We start from the raw sequence: 20428 nt of genomic DNA, 5'->3' as shown, positions 1-20428 counted from the left end.
AGCCATGTGCGGACTCTGCGGATTGCTCGGCGAAGACCTGCACTGGAGCGACCCCTTGGGTGATGAATTGCCCAGGCGCCGCGAACGCCTGCGCCGTATCGCCGCGATCAACCAGGTGCTGGCGGTGTTCCGGCTCAAGGTCGAAGACTTCCAGGGCGCGTCTTATCTGCTGTTGGGCGCCACCGGTAAACAGGCACTGGCGAGCGGCTTGGATCAACTGTGGCAAGCAGCTGAAGCCATGCTCGGCCGGCCGCTGGATCCCCTTGATCCGCGTCTGCTTGACCACCTGGAAAACACCCCACTGTAGGAGCGAGCTTGCTCGCGAAAAACGTCAACGATAACGCGTGTTGTCTGGATGTACGTGGCGCTCTCGGGTTTTTCGCGAGCAAGCTCGCTCCTACCGGGCGTGGAGGTAAATATGAGCATTGCTCTAAATGTGATCACCGGCTTCCTCGGCAGTGGCAAGACCACCTTGCTCCAGCGCCTGCTGCAAGGCGAAAGCCTGGGCGACACCGCGTTGCTGATCAACGAATTCGGCGATATCGGCATCGACCATCTGCTGGTGGAAGAAGTCGCGCCGAACACTGTGCTGCTGCCCAGCGGATGCATTTGCTGCTCCATCCGTGGCGAGCTCAAGGACGCGTTGCTCGGCCTGTTGCAACGCCGCGAGCGTGGCGAAATTCCTGCGTTCAAACGGGTGATCCTCGAGACCACCGGCCTGGCCGACCCGGCCCCGATCCTCGCCACCTTGAACAACGATGTGCAACTGCGCGGGCGTTTTCATATCGGCCTGGTGGTGACGCTGGTCGACGCCAGCCACGCCGCGTTGCAGGAACGCCTGCACCCGGAATGGCTGGCCCAGGTTGCGGCCGCAGACCGTTTGCTGCTGAGCAAGACTGATCTTGTGGATGACTGCGAACCGCTGCGTGCGCACCTGCAGGCGCTCAACACCGGTACGCCGATCCTCGATACCCACGCTATCCACAGTGGCGACCAACTGTTGCTCGGCGAAGGCCTGCGCAGTGCCGAACCCGCCCTGGAAGTCAGCCGCTGGCAATTGCACCAGACCACCAGCGCCAGCCATGGGGCGGCCCAAGTGTGCAGTATGACCTTTGACCAGCCGCTGGACTGGGTCGGCTTCGGGGTGTGGTTGTCGATGCTGTTAAGATGCCACGGCGAACGAATCCTTCGCGTCAAAGGACTGCTCAACGTGAACGCCAGTAACGCCCCCATCGTCATTCATGGCGTGCAGCATTGCCTGCATGCCCCGGTCCATCTGCCCACGTGGCCAGGCACCGAGCGGCAATCTCGGCTGGTGTTTATCCTGCGTGGCCTGGACCCCGCGCTGCTGCAGCGCTCGTTTGAGGTGTTCTCGCGGAGGTTCGCCGAATGATCACCTTACGAGTGCTCGGCACCTCGGTCACTTTGCTCGAATGCCTGCGCGTGCGCGCCGAACAGGAACTGGGGATTCGCCTCGTGTACCAGGTGCACGATGTGGAACAGGCCCAGCGCATCGCAGTGATGCAGCCCGACAGCTACGACCTGTACGACCAATGGTTTCACAACGTCGACTTCGTGTGGCCGGCCCGGGCGATCCAGCCCATTGACACGCGGCGCATCGCGCTGTGGCACGAGATCAACGACTTGCCCAAGCGCGGTCGCCTGTCACCCAACGACCGGCTGGGCAGCGGCAGTGTGCCCAGTGAGCGGTTGTTCGTGCAGCACGATGGCAGCCTGGGCAGCACCGTCACCGAACGCATCAGCATGCTGCCCCTTACCCACAATGCGGACAGTTTTGCCTACCGCCCCGAGCGCCTGCCCGAGGGTTTTTGCCACGGCAACGAAAGCTGGGGCTGGCTGCTGGACCCGGCCTGGCGTGCCCGCACGGCACTGCAAAGCGACGCCGCCATCGGCGCCCTGGATGCGGCGCTGGCGGTACAGGGCGCGGGGCTGGCGCGCTTCAACGACATCGGCAATATGAGCATCGAAGAGATCGACGTGCTCGCCGATATTCTGGTGCGCAAGCAGAAGGAAGGGCATTTCGCTGCGTTTTGGTCCGACGATGAAGAGGCGGCGCAACTGATGCTCAGCCCGAGCATCGATATCCAGAGCCTGTGGTCGCCAACCTTGATGCGCCTGCACCGCGCCGGGGTGAAATACCGCCTGGCGGTGCCCCGCGAAGGCTATCGCGCCTGGTTCGGCGGCTTGTCATTGTCGCGCCATGCCCAGGGGCCGGTGCTGGACGCGGCCTACGCGTACCTCAATTGGTGGTTGTGCGGCTGGCCGGGCGCGGTGATGGCGCGCCAGGGTTACTACATCGGCAACCCGGCGCGCAGCCGTGATCACCTGAGCAGTGCCGAGTGGGATTACTGGTACGCCGGCAAGCCTGCGCGGGAGGAGCTGCTCGGCAGTGATGGGTTGCCGTTGATCGATATCGGCGAGGTGCGCGATGGCGGCTCCTATGAGCAGCGCATGGGGCATATTGCGGTGTGGAACTCGGTCATGGATGAGCACAACTATCTGGTGCGGCGTTGGGGGGACTTCATGCGCGCCCGCAGCTGACAGGCGGGTATGGCCAAGCGGTTGTCGCCAATAAAATGACAGTTAAATCCCCGGTTTTATTCGGTGCGCTTCTGCTCTGTCCCAGCTACTCTGCTAAAACAAAATGTCCAGTCTAAATAGATGTTTTTTTGACGGCGGGTTTGGGCGCAGGGACTGCACATGACTAAGGGACGCGGCGGCAGAGAGAGGCGAACGCTGCCAGAGGGCACTGCCATGACATGGCGCCATACCTTTCAAACCCGCATCGCCGGGGTGTTGGCGCTGTTGCTGCTGGTGGTGGTCGCCGCCACCTATTTCGCCGTCAAGAGCGCCACCCGCCGTGCCGTGGAGAACCAGGCACAAGTCCAACTGAAAACTGGAACCCAGGTATTCGAGCGTCTGCTGGACCTGCGCGGGCGGCGCCTGCAATACGGGCTCGACTGGCTCGCCGGCGATGGTCCGTTCAAGCAGGCCGTGGCCGGAGGCAAGCCCGCGCCGATCCTGGCGGCACTGCGTCGCCACGGCACCGGCATCCGTTCCAGCGACGTGTTTGTGCTGGGCCTGGATGGCAAGGTCATGGTCAGCACACTCCCTATCCTCACCCGCGGCCAGCCGTTCCCCTATGACGCCGCCTTGCGCCATGCGCGGCGCAATGGCCTGCACATGGTGATCGTGGCCCTGGATGGGCGGCCTTACCTGCTGGTGCACGATGAAGTGCGCGACCCGTTGCCCATCGCGCGCATCGTGATGGGCTTTGCCATGGACCAACTGTTCGCCTATGAACTGCGCTCCATGAGCAACCTGGAAGTGTCGTTTCTCAGTGTGCAGGACGGCACGCCCGGCCCGCTGTTCAGCACCCAGCCCGACGCGTACCGGGCCACCGCCCTCAGCCTGCTGCACGACGCTCCGCTCAACCCTGAGGCACAGATCCATGGGTTCCACGGTCAGCGCGTGCTCAGCCGCGTGCTTCCATTGGCCAATACCGGCGACGGCGATGACGTGCGCGTATTGCTGCAAAGCCCGCTGGACCATGCGCTGGAATCCTTTGCGCCGCTGGACCGGCAGTTTCTCGGGATTGCCCTGGCGGTGCTGCTGGTGTCGTTGGCCGGCGCGTTGTTCCTGGCGCGGCGGGTGTCGCGCCCGCTCAACGCCCTCGTGGAGGCGGCGGGGCGCATCGGCGCCGGTGATTACCGCACGCCGGTGCGGGTACGCAGCCAGGATGAGTTCGGTTTGCTGGCACGCGCCTTCAACGCCATGCAAAGCGGCATCGCCGTGCGCGAACGGCAACTGGCCCACAACGCCCTGCACGACCCACTCACCGGTCTACCCAACCGGGCGCTGGCGATGGAGCGCCTGGGCAGCGCGATCAGTGCGCGGCGGCCGGTGGTGTTGCTGTACTTGGGCATCGAGAACTACCGGGTGATCAACGAAGGCTTCGGCCCCGAGGGCGTGGAGGAGATGATGCGTGAAGCCAGCCGGTGTTTGTCCATGAGCCTTCTGGCCAGCGATACCGCGGCGCGCATCACCGGCAGCGAATTCCTGCTGTTGCTGGAGAACACCGAGATCGACCGTGCAGTGACCCGCGCCGACCGCCTCTACGCACTGCTCACCGAGCCCCAGCGCATCGGCAATGACGAAGTGCGCCACGAAGTCAGCATCGGCATCGCCGCCTATCCCGCCGATGGCCAGCAGGTGGAAGAGTTGATCAGTCGCGCCGCCATCGCCCGCCACGATGCGGCGACGCTGCCGGGTTATCTGCAGATCTACCAGCAGGACCGCGACCTCGCCCACCAGCGCCAGATCACCCTGATCCGCGACCTGCGCCGGGCCGTCGTCGAAGGCGAGTTGTACCTGTGCTACCAGCCCAAGCTCGACCTCAAGCATGGCGAGGTGTGCCAGGCCGAAGCCCTGCTGCGCTGGCAGCATCCCACCCTGGGGCTGGTGTCGCCCGCCGAATTCATCCCCCTGGCCGAGCGCACCGGCAGCATGGGCGGCCTGACCCTGTGGGTGATCGAAGAAGCCATCCGCCAGATCGGCGAGTGGTCGCAGCGCGGCATGCACATTCAGTTGTCGGTGAACATCTCGGTGGATGACTTGGCCGATGATGACCTGGCGACCCGCGTCACCACCTTGCTGGCGCACTACCAGGTGCCCGCCCAGCAGCTGATTTTCGAGATCACCGAAAGCGCGATCATGCACAACCCGCAACAAGCCTTGAGCGTGCTGGAGCAACTGCGCGGCTGCGGCATCAGCCTGTCGGTGGATGACTTCGGCACCGGCTACTCCTCACTCGCGCAATTGCAGCGCCTGCCGGTGCAGGAGTTGAAGATCGACCAGTCGTTCGTGCGCAACCTCGATAGCGCCACGGGCGACGGCGTGATCGTGCGCTCCACCATCGAAATGAGCCACAACCTGGGGCTCAAGGTGGTGGCCGAAGGGGTGGAGTTCGAGCCTAGTCTCAAGTTGCTCAAACAGTGGAACTGCGACACGGCCCAGGGCTATCTCATCAGCCGACCGTTGAATGCCCTGGCGTTCGAGCGGTGGATGCGGCGTGAGCGGGTGGCACCGTGACTGACCTATTCCATGCCGTTTTGGCTGGGTGAAACAGCTTCTAAAATTTTCGTCTCGCCGATTTTTCTCCAAGTTGCACTCAGGTTACTCCGGAACTCTCTCCGGCCTTTCCTAACCTTGGCCCGCTCTCGACGGGCCTGTGAGGGGCAATTCATGCGCACCATTCCTACAACCGTCCTCCCTGGCCAATCTCGCCCTGAACTTCAGTCGCCCCTGCCCTGGGAAGGGCATCAGCGCGAACCCATCCAAATCCATGATTCAAGCTCGCCACCCGCAGCCGTGCAGGTAAACCCTGGGCGCTCGCTGCAAAGGTCACTGTCTAGCTCTGAACAGAGCCTGGATGAAGCGAGAGAACGGCTTGGCAATACCCGCAACACGCAGAGCCTGATAACGGCCTTGGGGGCGGTGCAAAAGGCCGCGCTGGAAAACCCGAGCCTGAAGGTTGCAACCTTGTTGGACCGTCAGATGATGCCTGCTGATGCCCTTTCAACGTTTGGACGCGAAAATCGGCTTGAGCCTGCTTCGCAAGTGCCGGTGGCCTGGTTTCTAAGGGAGTCCGGCTTGAATGTTCCACACACCCCGGAACAACTGGCAGACCTGCTCTACGCGAGTTCAAACCCTCTGCCCGAGCCGCTTGAACGGGGCAACTACTGGGGCCTTTTGTCCACGCCGCTTGCGCTGGACGCAGAGCAAAGGCGTCGGCTGCAGGCGATGGTCTCGCAGACCCTGGCCGAGGTTTCGCCTGGCAAGGGTTTGTTCGCGCTCTTTCAGGAGAAACACGTTGATTCAAGTCGACCCGCAGGCGTCGTGCAGCGGATTGAACAGATGATTGAAAGTCCCGAAGTCCAAGCGTTGGGGAAAAAACTCGAGGCGGCTTTCGACGGCGTATCTACACCTTCCAGCGCCGCTCAATGGGCGATGGCAGCGATGGTGCTGGAACTTGACCCGCACGCAGGCAGCCAACGCGGGCAGGTGGCCGGGTATGACTTGCTGGCGCCGGCCAACTGGGGGGTAAGCCCGGCCGTGGTAGTGGAGCGATTGAGCCAGCACTTGGTGGCGCAGGGCAAAGTCACCTCCGCCTTGGCTCCTGCGGCGGCCTGGCTGCTGCTCGTGGGCGCGGCACCGACCTTTCTTGTGCCTGATATGCCCGCCAATCTGGTGGTGGGGTCACCCGCCTGGATGAGGCTCACGGCAGTGGTTGAGGCCAGCGAACACGCGATACCGGGTGTTGCCGCGTGCATTCCTTTTGGCGAGTGGATGACGCGTGAGAGCCATGGTCCGGTCTCGCTGACTCAGGCAATCGTCGAGCGTCACGCCCAGGAGCAGGCGCTGGTCGATTGGGGCATTGCCCAGGGCAGAGTCCCGGCCAATCCGAGGGTGTATACGCCCGAACAACTGGATGGGTTACGGACAACCTTCAATGAAACCATGACCAGGCTGCAAAAGGCGCAGAGTCAGTTGGCCGCGACGATGCCCACCCGAAGAGACATTGCGCTTGCCGAACTGAAAAAAGCCTATGGAGACGATGTTTCTTTTGAAGTCCCAAACATCAGCATCACCCACATTGATGCCAGCGAGAGTGAGCTGCACTCACTGCTGGACATTTACATGGCCGGCAAAATGGACCGTATCCCGCGAGGGGTGCGTCACGATTTTTCCCTGGGTAATCGGCATTACAGGGTCACGCCGCTGCCTGACGTTGGAAAAATCTTCGATGAGCAATTCGATGCATACGTGAGTGGCCTGAAGGCGAGTCTCACGACATTGGTCGCACATCAACTCTCGCAATTGCCGCTGAGCGACAGGCAAACCATCGCGTCCGGCCAGGTAGAGTTTTTTTCCTTGCGCAAGGCCAGTGAGGCCCAGGCCGAGGGGCTGGAGTCCGACGCCGAAGCGCAGGCCGCCGTGGCGCGCTACGGTTTGTGGATGCGGGTCCTGACCCCAAGGGACAAGCGTGACACTGGCCGGGCCTATGCCGACTTCAAGCATGCGTCCTATGAGTTTTTCCCGTTGCAGGGGCTCATTCGAAAGCGCGAGGACCTGCCCAGGAATCCGCCGAATCCAGCGCCCCGAGTGGCGGATCCTGAGGGGTATGCAGCCCGTCAAGCCAAAGGGATCGGCGAATGGCTGGACTACGAGGCTTACCGTTCAGGCACTGCCCCGCGACCGGGCACGTACTCCCATGATTTATTGACCGAAAAACTCAATGCGCCGCTCTTGCCCGAGGACAGAAAGGCGATGGACGACGCGGTTCCGACTATCGACCATCCTCGCTTCGGCCAGATTGCTGAGGTCATGGCCAATCACCTGCTGTATGACCCAGCAGCGATGAAAGCGGCCGCACGCGGGTCGACGGCGGTGGAAGATGAGGAGGCGCAGATCAAGGCCGGACATGATTTTGTCACGGGTTTGATTCCGCTCAAAAACGCGATCGAGAATGCCGCCAACGGAAACGTCGGTGCTGCTGTGCGCGATTTTGCGCTGGATATCTTTGGTTTCGTCGTGCCAGTCGGCAAGGGGCTGGGTTCGGCGGCGAAGGTGGCTGGCAAAGTGACTGAGCGGCTTGGAACGCGAGCGTTCAAGGCGTCTGACATCCTGTTCCGGGCCGCCCTCAGCGGTCTGAACCCGGTGGAAGGTCTAGGGGGCTTGGGGCTGCGGGCCACCCAAGGCATCAAAACGCTCTGGCAGGCCGGTCATAGGGAACTGAAATGGCTGCAGGGGCAGGGTTTCAATCTCAACGCCTACGCAAAAATGTCGGGTGCTGTCGAAGGTGAGATGGGTTTGGCGAGTGCATCGACGCAGGGATTGAAGGTTATTGCCAAGCGTCATCGGGGCAAGTGGCATGCCTACGATGTCACTACTCGCACGGCCTATGGCCCGGCGCTCAAGGATTTTCGCCCTGTCAGCCCACCCGCAGTTGCGTCGGGTGCCGTTGATAATGTGCACTTCGACAAGTATGCGGTCAGTAAAGCGAAGTTGGCGGGGTTGACGCCTGACAGCCAGGGTATCTACCGAGGGGAGGACGGCGCACAGTACATTCGCCACGCGGACGGCTCGGGGAAAACCTCGGTTTATAAAGTTCGCGAGGTGTCGCAGGCCGGCAGCCCGGGGAGTGTGCAGGCGCGGCTGATTAACCCGAAGACCAACCGGCAAACCGAGTTCCTGTTCAGCAACCGTGGCAACGAACAGTGGCGTCGCTTGGGGTTACAGGGTGGAGACGGCATTGCGTCACAGGACTACAAGCTGGTTGAACTGCCGATGGACGAGGTTGAGCAAGTGGTGAGGAGGGATGGGCAAATAACCTTTCTCGCTAACTTTACGACTGAAGTCAGGTTTGATGCCGAACTGGGCGCTTGGCGTAAAATCGGCCGGGGCGATGCGCTGGGTGATGTTTTCTGGCGAGCCGGGCCTTACGACTGGCGCGCCGGGCCGTTACAGGAATACTTGAAAGTCAAAGACACATTGCCTTCGCCCAGCAGTATCAGAACCGTGCGCGTTGCAGCGCTGCCTATTCCCGAGGCAGCCACCGCCATCCCCAAGGAGATCAATTACATCTGGGCGGGCGGCAGCATGCCGGATGATCGGCTCGCCACTGTTCTCAGTAACGCAGAAAAGACCTCTGCTTATAAAACCATTGTGCATATCGATGCGGACACACCGCAGGTGTTCGAGCAGATAAAAGCGCAACTTCAGGGCAAAGGCCGCAACCTGGACGTGCGTAACTTGAACGATGATGCCTTTTTCAAAGCCTTCAAGGCATCGGATTCCGGCGAGGTTTATCAGTTCTTCCGCCAAGGCGCGGGGCAAAACTACGCGGCGGCCAGTGATGCATTACGTTACCCGCTGATCAATCACCGGGGCGGTATTTACCTGGACAGTGATGACGTGGTCACGGCCAATATCGGTGAGGTGGAGCTCAAGGCGACGGGTAATCAGGTGTTATTGAACTCGCATGTTTCCTATGCAGACACCGATTTTATTGGCTACAACACCAGTGTGTTTGCAAGTCATCCCAATAATCCTGTGCTGCGCGATATCAGCGATGAGCTGTACCGTCGTTTCAAAGGCAATCAGCAATGGCTCGAAGGTAATCGCCCTTACTTGAAGGGAACCCCTACCGCCGAGCAGATAAAGACGTTCAATGAGTACCAGACCAGGATTTTTGAAGTCACGGGGCCGACCTTGTTCAACGACGTGCTGAGGAAAACCATGGGCAGCGCCTATGACTTGAGTTGGGCGGCAACGGATCCGTCGCTCGCGGGTATCAAGCTGTCTTCTTCAGACGCCACAGCCTTTGCCGAGGCTTACAACCATTACTTGCCCTTCAACAGCAAGTTTGCGGTAGAGATCGGTTCGCAAACCAGCATGGCCAGGGCAGTAGATTGAGGTAGCCGTGGCGGCCGGAAAAAACGGGCGCTCGGCTACAGCTTTCTCTTGAATGGTCGACATCCTCTACAGAGCTTGACCGATTGCATAGGTTTTTGCCGACCAACGGTCAAGCCTCATCTCATAATCAGTGATGGCATTTTGCCTTGCTTGCGGCATCATGGCTGTGCTTCGTTGTGCCAGGGCTGGCCGCTCTTTTTCCATTTTTTGCGGATATCCCATGGCTCGAATGACTGACTTCTTATCCCGTGTAGCGCTGGTGCTGGCAGTGGCATGCCCCGCGTCGGCGGCCACGCTTGAGGTCTCGATGCGCCAGGCCGATGGCAGCCCGGTTGCCGATGCAGTCGTGACCCTCCAGGGCCCGGCAGGCGCGCCTGCCGGTGTGCTCAAGGCCAATATGGACCAACGTGGCCAGCGTTTTGCCCCACATGTGCTGGCGGTCCATACCGGCACCCAGGTGCGTTTCCCCAACAGCGATAACATCCGGCACCAGGTGTATTCCTTCTCCGCGGCCAAACGCTTCGAACTGCGCCTGTATGAAGGCACGCCCAGCGAGCCGCTGCTGTTCGACAAGCCCGGCGTGGTGGTCTTGGGCTGCAATATCCATGACTGGATGCTCGGCTATATCTACGTCACCGACGATCCGCACTTTGGCGTCAGCGATGCCCAGGGCCAGGTGCGCCTGGAGCAACTGCCTCCCGGCGATTACCACGCCACCCTGTGGCATCCGCAATTGGCGAATATGCAGCCCTTGGATGGCGGCACCCTGCATGTTCCCGCCGCCGGCCTGAGCCACCGCGTGGTGCTGGCCCTTGAGCCCGCGTCCGAAGATCTTCCACCCACACCGATGCCAAGCGCCTTTGGCGATGCCTTCAACCGAGCTGCCCGTGAACCTGCGCAGTAGTTTCCAGGCGCGGGTCGCCAGCGTTCTGATCCTGCTGCTGCTGGTGGTGATCGGTGCGCTGTACTTCAGCGTCAAGGCCGCCACCAGCTCGGCGGTGCGCAGCCAGGCGCTGGCCCTGTTGGACGTGGGCGCGCGGGTGTTCGAGCGCTTGCTGGACGCACGCGGCCGGCGCCTCGCCGACGGCGTGCAATTGCTGGCGGCCGACTTCGGTTTTCGTGATGCGGTGGCCAGTGGCGATTCGGCGACGATGCGCTCGGTGCTGCTCAACCACGGCAAGCGCATCAACGCCAGCGACATGATCCTGCTGGGCATGGACGGCAAAGTCCTGGCCAGCACCCTGAGCGAAGTGCCCGAAGGTTCGACCTTCCACTATGACCAATCGCTGCGCGAAGCCCTGCGCAATCGCCAGGCCATGCTGATCGTGCCGCTGCAAGGCAAGCCGCACCTGCTGGTGGAGGCCTCGGTGCTGGCGCCGTTGCCGATTGCGCGGGTGGTGATGGGCTTCAGCATGGACGGCGTGTTCGCCGATGAGTTGCGTTCGTTGAGCAACCTCGAAGTGTCGTTCCTGGCGATTGATAAAGACCAGCCCGGCGAGTTGGTCACCACCCAGCCCCAGGCGCTGCGCGGGAGTATCCTGAGCCTGATGCAGGGCGATTCCACGCGCCGTGGCGTGTCCACCACCGATCATCTGGAGCAGAGCTTCCTCAGCCAGTCGCTGGTCTTGGCCAGTGATGAAAACGGCAAGGTCCTGGCCTTGCTGCAAAGCCCGCTGGATGCGGCGATGCAGGCCTTTGTGCCGTTGGATGAAAAGATCCTCGGTATCGCATTGATCGCATTGCTGGCCTCGTTGATCGGTGCCTTGTTGCTGGCGCGCACCGTGTCGCGCCCGGTGCAGGCGCTGGCCCTGGCGGCCGAACGCATTGGCCAGGGCGATTATCAGACGCCGGTGGCCCTGGCCCGCAGCGACGAACTGGGCTTGCTGGCCCATGCGGTCAACTCCATGCAAAGCGGGATCGCCGAGCGCGAACAGCAGCTTGCCCACAACGCCCTGCATGATCGGCTCACCGGCCTGCCGAACCGCGCGCTGGCCATGGAGCGCCTGGGCAGCGCCATTGCGTTGAATCGGCCGGTCGCGCTGATTTACCTGGGCATCGACAACTTGCGCGCCGCCAGCGAAACCGCCGGGCCGGATGCGGTGGACCAATTGCTGCTGGCCGTCAGTCGTCGCCTGGAGGCGGTGTTGCGTCCCGGCGATACCCTGGCGCACTTGATTGCCGACGAGTTCCTGCTCCTGCTCGAAGGCGCCGGCAGCGACGAGGCGGTGGGCATGGCCGACAAGCTCCAGCAACTGTTGCTGCGCCCCCAGCGCATCAACGGCCATGACCTGGCGCTGGACTGCCGCCTGGGCATCGCGGCATTCCCGGCCGATGGCGAAAGCCCGCACACCTTGCTCGAGCGCGCAGCCATCGCCATGAAAGACGCCGCGCAAATGCCCGGCCGCCTGCAAATCTACGAGCAGGGCCGCGACCTCGCGCACCGCCGCCAGATCACCCTGATCCGCGACCTGCGTCACGCGCCCAACCAGGGCCAACTGCTGCTGCATTACCAGCCCAAGCTGGACATTCGCCAAGGCCATGTGCGCCAGGCCGAAGCCTTGCTGCGCTGGCAGCACCCGCAGTTCGGCATGGTCTCGCCAGCGGAGTTCATCCCCCTGGCCGAACGCTCGGGCAGCATCCAGTTGTTGACCCATTGGGTGATCGAGGAAGGCATTCGTCAGTTGTGTGAATGGAACCGCCGTGGCCTGTACCTGCAGCTGTCGTTGAACATCTCGGCAGACGACTTGCTCGGCGATGAGCTGGCTCACCGCGTCTCGGCGTTGTTGCGGCGCTATAACTTGCCGGCGGAGCAGTTGGTGTTTGAAATCACCGAGAGCGCGGTGATGCGCGAGCCGGAAAAAGCCCTCAAAGTCCTGCACCTGCTGCGCGATTGCGGCATCAGCCTGTCGGTGGATGACTTCGGCACTGGCTACTCGTCCCTCGCGCACCTCAAGCGCTTGCCGGTGCAAGAATTGAAGATCGACCAATCCTTTGTGCGCAACCTCGATGAAACCAGTGAAGACGCGGTGATCGTGCGTTCCACCATCGAGATGAGCCACAATCTGGGCCTCAAAGTGGTCGCCGAGGGCGTTGAATACGCCCACAGCCTGCGTCTTCTGGAACGCTGGCAGTGCGATACGGCCCAGGGTTATCTGATCAGCCGGCCCTTGAGCGCCGACGCTTTCGAAGCCTGGGTGGCCTTGCCCCTCAGTGCGCAAACTTCCCTGGTTCATTGAGTGGCTGACGTGCGTCTTTCTCTAGTGATCGGCTGCCTGGCCGCCCTGACGGTGCAAACCACCCTGGCCGATAACGGTCGCCTGATCGCCACCGGCGGTGCCAGCAGCATCGAGGGTACGGCCGGCGGTGGGATCACGCCGTGGGCGGTGTTGACCGGCTACGGCGAACAGCATGAGTGGGGTGCCACGGCGTTCGCCACCACGGTCAACCTGCCGGATTATCGGCTGGACGTGGCCGGGTTGGCGCTGGCCTATGACAACCGGGTCGAAGTGTCTTTCGCCCGCCAGCGCTTTGACCTCGGTAGCCTGGTGCATAAGCTCAACCTGCCCGAAGACAACCTCGGCCAGGATGTAATGGGCGTGAAGGTTCGCCTGTTCGGTGACGTGATTTACGACCGCTTGCCGCAGGTGTCCCTCGGCCTGGAATACAAGCACCAGACCAATTTCGATATCCCCAGCCTGGTCGGCGCCAAGCGCGACAGCGATGTGGAGGGCTACCTCGCCGCCAGCCGCTTGTTCATGGGCGCCGCGTTTGGCTACAACGTGCTGGTCAACGCCAGCCTGCGCTACAGCCGCGCCAACGAAACCGGCCTGCTCGGCTTTGGCGGCGACCGTCGCGACAGCCGCAGCCTGCTCAAGGAAGGCTCGCTGGCGCTGCTGTTCAACCCGCGCTGGGCGGTGGGCGTGGAGTACCGCGAGAAACCCGACAACCTGTCGTTCGCCGGCGAAAGCGACTGGGCCGATGTGTTTGTCGGCTACTTTCCCAATAAACACCTGTCGTTTGTGCTGGCCTACGCCCGCCTCGGCGAAATCGCGACCTTGGATAACCAGAACGGCACCTACCTGTCGGTGCAGGGGAGTTTCTGATGCGCTTTCTACCCATCGCCCTGGTGCTGCTGCTCAGCGCCTGCGCCCAGCAACCGCCCAAGGACGACAGCCTGTACCGCGACCTCGGCGCCATGCCCGGCATCACGCGGATTGTCGAAGGCATGCTGCTCAACATTGCCCGCGATGAGCGCATTGTCGAACGCTTCCGACGCATCGATATCCAGCGTTTGCGCAACAAGTTGATCGAACAGTTCTGCGTCGAGGCAGGCGGGCCGTGCACCTACACCGGTGACAGCATGGCCGAGAGTCACAAGGGCCAGAACGTGAGCCGCAGTGACTTTAATGCGTTGGTGGAGGATTTGATCAAGGCGATGGACCGCGAGGGCATTGCGGTAGCGGTGCAAAATCGATTGATTGCCCGGCTGGCTGCGATGCGTGGAGAAGTGATCGAGCGCTAGTCTGCTGAACACCACATTCAGTCCTGCATCACACATAAAAAAGGCGGCTACCTGTTGAGGGTAGCCGCCTTTGTTTTACCGCCAGTCTTGCTTAATCCGGCAGTTTAAACGCCATCACATAGTCACCCTGCTTAGTCCCCAGGGAACCATGACCACCCGCCACGACCAGCACGTATTGCTTGCCGTCCTTGCCGGTGTAGGTCATCGGGGTGGTTTGCGCGCCGGCTGGCAGGCGGCCTTCCCACAGTTGCTTGCCGTTTTTCACGTCATAGGCACGCAGGTACTGGTCGAGGGTACCGCTGAGGAACGACACGCCACCGGCCGTGGTGAAGGTGCCGCCCAGGCTCGGTACGCCCATGGTCAGCGGAACAGGAACCGGCGAGCTGTCACGCACGGTACCGTTCTTGTGCATCCAGATAGTCTGGTGGGTGGTCAGGTCGACCGCGGCCACATAACCCCACGCCGGTGCCTGGCACGGCAGGCCCAGGGGCGACAGCAGTGCTTCGAGGATCACGCCGTACGGCGCGCCTTTGTTCGGCTGCACGCCCTGGGTTTCGCTGACGCGAGGGCCTTGCTTGGCGATATCGGCCGCCGGGATCAGCTTGGATTTGAACGCCATGTAGCTCGGGTTCACGAAGGCGATCTGGCGTACCGGGTCGACGGAAATACCACCCCAGTCGAACACGCCAAAGTTACCTGGGTAAACGATCGAACCTTGCAGCGATGGCGGGGTGAACGGGCCGTCGTAGCGCATGGATTTGAAATCGATGCGGCACAGCAGTTGGTCGAACGGTGTCACGCCCCACATGTCACGCTCCTTGAGGGGCGGTGGCATGAAGTTCAGCTCGGACTTCGGCTGGGTCGGGGAAGTACGGTCGCCCGCGACAGCGCCCTGGGGCACGGCCACTTCGTGGATCGGCACCACCGGCTGGCCGGTGGCGCGGTCCAGCACGTAGATGCTGCCTTGCTTGGTCGACGCCATCACCGCTTGCTTCACGCCGGCTTCGGTCTTGATGTCGATCAGCGACGGCTGGCCGCCGACGTCCATGTCCCACAGGTCATGGTGAGTGAACTGGAAGGTCCACTTCACGTGGCCGCTGTCGATGTCCAGGGCGGTCAGGCCCGCAGCGTATTTCTCGGAATCGTCGGTACGATCGCCGCCGTACTGGTCGGGCATCTGGTTGCCCATCGGCAGGTAGAGCATGCCGAGTTTTTCATCCACGGCGAACATGGACCACATGTTCGGCGAGTTGCGGGTGTAGGTCTTGCCTTCGGCCAACGGGGTAGTGTCGTCCGGGTTGCCGCTGTCCCAGTTCCACACCAGCTTGCCGGTGTGTACGTCGAACGCGCGGATCACGCCGCTGGGCTCGTCGGTGGAGACGTTATCGGTGACGTGTCCACCGATCACCACCAGGTTTTTGGTCACGGCCGGTGGCGAAGTGGAGTAGTAACCGCCTGGGGCGAAGCTGCCGATGTTGGCACGCAGGTCGACCTGGCCTTTGTCACCGAAGTCTTCGCACATCTTGCCGGTGTCGGCGTTCAGGGCGATCAGGCGGGTGTCGGCGGTCGGCACGAAGATGCGTTTCGGGCAGGCATTCGGTGCGGCGGCCGGGCTGGCGCTGCCGGTCGGGCTCTGCTCGGAAGCGTAGGCGGCGTCATCGTGATACGACACGCCACGGCAGGTCATGTGCGCCCAACCCTTGAAGTTCTCGGCACCCTGGCTGCTGATCTTCGGATCGAAGCGCCAGATTTCCTTGCCGGTGTCCGGGTCCAGCGCAATCACCTGGCTGTGGGGCGTGCACACGTAGAGCATGCCGTTGACTTTCAGCGGGGTGTTTTCCGCGGTGGTCTCGCCTGGATCGTTCGGGCCGGGGATGTCGCCGGTGCGATAGGTCCATGCCGGTACCAGCTTGTGCGCGTTTTCCGGAGTGATCTGCGCCAACGGCGAGTAACGATCACCGTAGGCCGAGCGGCCATAGGAGTTCCAGTCGCCATCGGCCTGGGACGGTGCAGCGCTGGCCATGCCCGGTACCGCGTCGCGGTCCAGTTGGCCGGTCTTGACCATTTCACCGGGGTTGGTGAATTGGCTGGCCAGGGCGGTTGCACCGGCCAGCACCACGGCCACGCTCAGCGCACCAGTGCCCAGCGGGGCAGGTTGGCCGCGCAGCAACGGACGGCGAAACCACGGGAGCAGCATGACGATGCCCAGGGCGAACAGCAGCGCCAGGCGCGGCACCAACTGCCACCAGTCCAGGCCGACTTCCCACAAGGCCCACACGGTACTGGCGAACAGCACCAGCGCGTACAGGCCCAGCGCTGCGCGGCGGGTAGCCAGCAGCAGGAGGCCGGTCAGGGTGATGCCGATACCGGCCAGCAGGTAGTACAGCGACCCGCCGAGCAGGCTCAGCTTGACGCCGCCGGCCAGCAAGGCCAGGCCCATGATCAGCAGCAAGATCCCCAGCAGCCTGGGCAGCAGGCGGCTTGGGCTCGAAGCACCATCAGTGCTCATAGTGTGTTTCTCCGTGACGTTGGAATAATTGTGTAACCCCGTGCTTCATTCACTGTAGATGACGATTCGGCACGGGCTTGGTTCAGCGTTAATTCGGTTTTTCTGGGGAAAGCGGGGGTTATCCACAGGCAGGTGATATATCCCCAGGCGCAGGTCGATGTAAGACAGCGCTGTCTTGGTGGGCAGGAATAATCAGCAAGATAGGATCGACCGGGGAAGTGAAACGTTTCAGTTTATTGCCGACAAGAATAAAGCGCGGACGCGCCGAGAGAAAGCGCAAATCGCAAGATGCATCATTTCCGATTTGGTAACAGTGACAGATCGTCGCTGCCAAATAACGGTGGGAGGGGCAAGCCTCCTCCCACAGGGGAATTTCAGTGTGTTTAGAAGGTGGTGCGGATGCCCAATTGCACACTGCGTCCCGGTGCCGGCGCGATATCGCGCAGGATCGAGCTGGCATAGCGCACGGTCTGGTTGGTCAGGTTTTCACCGTTCACAAACGCCAGCCATTGGCTGCCGCCGACATTGAAGTGATAACCGGCGCTCGCGCCCAATGTGGTGTAGCCATCGGTGCCGCTTTCGTTATCCGGCACACGGCCCTGGCCAGCGGCGTGTTCGACGTCGATGCGTGCCTGCCAGCGGTCCAGTTCCCACAGCAAACCGCTGTTCAAGCGCAACGGGGCGATGCGCGGCAAAGCTTCGCCGGTGTCGAGGTTGGTGGCGCGGGTGTAGTCGCCTGACAGCTCCAGCGCAAATTTGCCGTAGGCGCCTTCGCCGAGCTTGATGTGATCCTGGGCTTCGAAGCCGGCGAAACGTGCCCGCACGCCGGAATATTCGTACTCAGGAATGCCATCCGCGTCTTCTTCGCCTTCATCGTTCAGCGTACGACCCGTGCCCAGCAGGCCGATGTAATTGGAGAAGCGGCTGTAGAACACGCCGAAGCTGCCCTTGTGCGTGCCATTGTCAAAGCGCAGGGCCAGGTCGCTGGACACGGCCTTTTCTTTTTTCAGGTTGGCATCGCCCAGTTCATAGGTGCCGGTGGCGACGTGGGCGCCGTTGGCATACAGCTCGTAGAAGGTCGGCGCGCGCTCGGTGTAGCCCAGGGTCGCGGCCAGGGACCAGATGGGCGTCAGCGTATACACCGCGCCGGACGACAGGCTGCCGGCGGTGAAGTCGTTGGTCTTGTCGGCACCGGCAAAACGCGCGTTGCCCTTGGCGTCCGGGTCGACGCTGGTGTGCTCCAGGCGCCCGCCGAGGCTGAGCTTGAGGCGCTCGGTGGCCTGCATTTCTTCGAGGATAAACAGCGCGCCGGCGTTGGTGTCGGTCTGCGGCACGAAGGCTTCTTCACCGAGGGCCGAGAATTCGTTGCGGGTTACTTGGGCGCCCACCACGCCATCGAACGGGCCAACGGGCTGGTGACGCGCTTCGACGCGGGCTTCATAGCCTTTGTTCTTGAAGATCGTGCCGGTTTCGCCGCCTTCGATTTCGCGGTGCTCGTAGTCGGTGTAGCCCGCGTCGAGTTTGACCGAGGTGAACGGGCCTTGCAGGTTGCGGATCTCGGACGCAAAGGCGTAGTGATCCTGCTTCATGCGGATGCGCACTTCCTGCTCGGCCGGCGAGCCGTAGTTGCTGTCGTAGTTGCTGTAGGACAGCCCGGCGTAACCGTCGTCCCAGGTGTAGGAGCCGCCTACCGCACCGCCGTCCTGGCGCCCGTCGCTGTTGCCCAGGCGGCCGTTCCTGCCGGGTGCGTCATCGCTGTCCGGGGCGTGGCGGCTGCGGGCCTGGCCGGGGATTTTCAGGTCGTTGAATTCCCGCGCGTTGGCGTCCAGGTGCAAGGCGAAGGTGCCATTGCCGGCTTCCAGCTTGCCCGCACTGCTGCGCGTGGTATCGGCGCCGCCGTAACGCAATTCACCGGCGCCGTGGATGCCCTCGATGGCTTCGGTGGGGATGCGGTTGTCGAAGGTGTTGACCACGCCACCGATGGCGCTGCCGCCATACAACAGCGCTGCCGGGCCGCGTACGATTTCAATGCGTTCGACGTTGACCGGGTCCAGCGGCACCGCGTGGTCATAGGACAGCGACGACGCATCCAGCGCGCCCACGCCGTTGCGCAAAATGCGTATACGGTCGCCGTCCTGGCCACGAATGATCGGCCGGCTGGCGCCTGGGCCAAAGTACGAGGAGGACACGCCCGGCTGCTTGTTCAGGGTTTCGCCGAGGCTGCCTTTTTGTTGCAGGGTCAGCTCATCGCCCTCCAGCACGGTGGTCGGCGAGGCGAGTTGCTCGCTGCCCAGCGGGTTGCCGGTGATGACTTGGGGTTGCAGTTCCAGGGCGTGGGCTTCCGAGCTGATCAACAGGGCGGCGGCGAGCGGCGACAAGCGCCACAGGGAGGAGAGGGACATCGGACATTCCTTGGCAAAACGACGAAAAGATTTGAGATTTATAGTTACAATATAACATCTCTTTTTTGCCGGGAGCGGGAACTTTTTTTACCTGCCAGGGCGGAGTGATAAGGTGTGCGCCTTCGTGAGCACTTTTTCATAGGCCCGGCATGACCGCGACAAACAACGACCCCCTCCACGGCGTGACCCTGCAACACGTCCTCACCACCCTGGTGGAACACTACGAATGGTCAGGCCTGGCCGAACGCATTGATATCCGTTGCTTCAAGAGCGACCCGAGCATCAAGTCGAGCCTGACTTTCTTGCGCAAGACCCCATGGGCGCGGGAGAAGGTCGAAGGCTTGTACGTCAAGCTGATGCGCACCAAACGCCCGCTGGATTGACCTCATGAAGCGGTATGTGGCGGCAGCGGCGCTGGCCGGTTGGGTGGGCCTGGCGATTCAGCAATACCTGATTTTCTATTCGCGCTGGGAGTCCGGCGCCAGCCTGCTCGGCGGGCTGATCAACTTCTTCAGTTTCTTCACGGTGCTGACCAATACCCTGGCAGCGGTGGTACTGAGCTATGCGTGGGTGAAGCGCGATTCTGCAGCCAGGCGGTTTTTCCTCGCCCCCGGCGTCAGCAGCGGCATCGCCGTCAGCATCGTGGTGGTCGGCTTGGCCTACAGCCTGTTGCTGCGGCATCTGTGGCAGCCCGAAGGCTTTCAATGGATCGCCGATGAACTGCTGCACGACGTGATGCCGCTGCTGTTCGTGCTGTACTGGTGGCGCTGCGTGCCCAAGGGCCAGTTGCACCTCAAGCACATTGGCCTGTGGGTCATCTACCCGCTGGTGTACTTCGGCTATGTGCTGCTGCGCGGGGATTTGCTCGGGCAGTACCAGTACCCGTTCATCGATGTCGGCACCCTGGGTTATCCACAAGTGTTTGTGAATGCCGGGGGGATCCTGCTGGGGTTCGTGCTGGTTGCCCTGGCGGCGGTCGGCCTGGACAAGACCTTGAAGTCACCCCGAATTTAACCTGTACGGATCTCTGGGCAGGGAGCAACTCCCTTCTCCCAGGCTTTAAGCCTCGTCATTCCCCCCACTGCGCACCGTCCATGGTTTTCCATTGAGCGGTGTTTCGCCACGTCGCGCACTTATCAACACGTTAGTTGATGTGCTCGAGTAAATGTTGTTATTTTTCGTTGAGTGTAATCCCTCTCTTACAGTTATATCTGAAGACAAGCTTTTGCAACTAAGACCGATGTAGTCCAATTCTTACGGATGTTTTTAAAGTTTTGGCAATTTGCCATGTTTTTCCTATGTGTTTAAGTGTTGCAGGGCTACGTAATTAGAAGAACTGGCCGACTTATGTTTTTGGAATCTGGTCGGGATAATCGCCTGGCTTCAAATGAGCTGGTTTGCAATACAAGTAATTGGAATAAATAGAGGAATTCTGTGCGCCACGGCGGCGGAATCACTTAAACGACGTTTATTACTAATGTGGGCATCTATAAATGA

Annotated in this window: 13 protein-coding genes; 11 read left to right on the top strand and 2 right to left on the bottom strand. The window is 61.8% G+C overall.

What is annotated here, in order from left to right; genetic code table 11:
- Window positions 1-4 precede the first annotated feature (4 nt).
- The 9 genes from V3W40_RS03175 to V3W40_RS03135 all read left to right on the top strand — a co-directional run bounded on the left by V3W40_RS03175 (window position 5) and on the right by V3W40_RS03135 (window position 14020).
- Complete coding sequence (locus V3W40_RS03175) at window positions 5-307, top strand: hypothetical protein (protein ID WP_065926584.1); 303 nt, start codon at window positions 5-7, stop codon at window positions 305-307.
- A gap of 111 nt (window positions 308-418) precedes the next feature.
- Entirely contained in the window at window positions 419-1393 is a 975-nt protein-coding gene (locus tag V3W40_RS03170; protein WP_065926583.1) for a CobW family GTP-binding protein, read from the top strand.
- Window positions 1390-2562, top strand: a complete 1173-nt coding sequence (locus V3W40_RS03165; RefSeq protein ID WP_330214425.1) for an ABC transporter substrate-binding protein — start codon at window positions 1390-1392, stop codon at window positions 2560-2562. The genes V3W40_RS03170 and V3W40_RS03165 overlap by 4 nt, the downstream gene beginning before the upstream one ends.
- A 213-nt stretch (window positions 2563-2775) precedes the next feature.
- The gene (locus V3W40_RS03160) at window positions 2776-5112 is read left to right on the top strand and encodes a putative bifunctional diguanylate cyclase/phosphodiesterase (protein WP_330214424.1); all 2337 of its coding nucleotides are present in this window, start codon (window positions 2776-2778) and stop codon (window positions 5110-5112) included.
- 153 nt (window positions 5113-5265) lie between these two features.
- Window positions 5266-9498: a glycosyltransferase gene (locus V3W40_RS03155; protein WP_330214423.1), complete on the top strand. Its 4233-nt coding sequence runs from the start codon at window positions 5266-5268 to the stop codon at window positions 9496-9498.
- 220 nt (window positions 9499-9718) lie between these two features.
- Window positions 9719-10402: a methylamine utilization protein gene (locus V3W40_RS03150; RefSeq protein WP_083221283.1), complete on the top strand. Its 684-nt coding sequence runs from the start codon at window positions 9719-9721 to the stop codon at window positions 10400-10402.
- Window positions 10386-12734: a bifunctional diguanylate cyclase/phosphodiesterase gene (locus tag V3W40_RS03145; protein WP_330214422.1), complete on the top strand. Its 2349-nt coding sequence runs from the start codon at window positions 10386-10388 to the stop codon at window positions 12732-12734. Before V3W40_RS03150 ends, V3W40_RS03145 begins: the two co-directional genes overlap by 17 nt.
- Before the next feature lie 9 nt (window positions 12735-12743).
- Window positions 12744-13601, top strand: coding sequence for a DUF3034 family protein (locus tag V3W40_RS03140; RefSeq protein ID WP_330214421.1), 858 nt, complete (start codon window positions 12744-12746; stop codon window positions 13599-13601).
- Entirely contained in the window at window positions 13601-14020 is a 420-nt protein-coding gene (locus V3W40_RS03135) for a group I truncated hemoglobin (protein WP_330214420.1), read from the top strand. Before V3W40_RS03140 ends, V3W40_RS03135 begins: the two co-directional genes overlap by 1 nt.
- 91 nt (window positions 14021-14111) lie before the next feature.
- Here V3W40_RS03135 and V3W40_RS03130 read toward each other — a convergent pair whose 3' ends face one another.
- Complete coding sequence (locus V3W40_RS03130) at window positions 14112-16529, bottom strand: glucose/quinate/shikimate family membrane-bound PQQ-dependent dehydrogenase (protein WP_065926576.1); 2418 nt, start codon at window positions 16527-16529, stop codon at window positions 14112-14114.
- Between the two features lie 383 nt (window positions 16530-16912).
- Window positions 16913-18931 (bottom strand): TonB-dependent receptor, encoded by a 2019-nt coding sequence (locus V3W40_RS03125; RefSeq protein ID WP_065926575.1) that lies wholly within the window; start codon window positions 18929-18931, stop codon window positions 16913-16915.
- A 149-nt stretch (window positions 18932-19080) separates the two neighbouring features.
- On the opposite strand from V3W40_RS03125, the gene V3W40_RS03120 reads away from it, so the two are divergent.
- Both V3W40_RS03120 and V3W40_RS03115 read left to right on the top strand, forming a co-directional pair.
- Window positions 19081-19314 (top strand): VF530 family protein, encoded by a 234-nt coding sequence (locus V3W40_RS03120; protein WP_330214419.1) that lies wholly within the window; start codon window positions 19081-19083, stop codon window positions 19312-19314.
- Between the two features lie 4 nt (window positions 19315-19318).
- On the top strand, window positions 19319-19945 hold the full coding sequence (locus V3W40_RS03115; protein WP_065926574.1) for a Pr6Pr family membrane protein: 627 nt from the start codon (window positions 19319-19321) through the stop codon (window positions 19943-19945).
- Window positions 19946-20428: the final 483 nt, after the last annotated feature.

The organism is Pseudomonas sp. AM8 (assembly GCF_036346475.1).
In the GTDB taxonomy this organism is placed as follows: domain Bacteria; phylum Pseudomonadota; class Gammaproteobacteria; order Pseudomonadales; family Pseudomonadaceae; genus Aquipseudomonas; species Aquipseudomonas marginalis.
The sequence above is the reverse complement of the archived record's forward strand: the minus strand, read 5'-3'. Positions and strand labels throughout refer to the sequence as shown.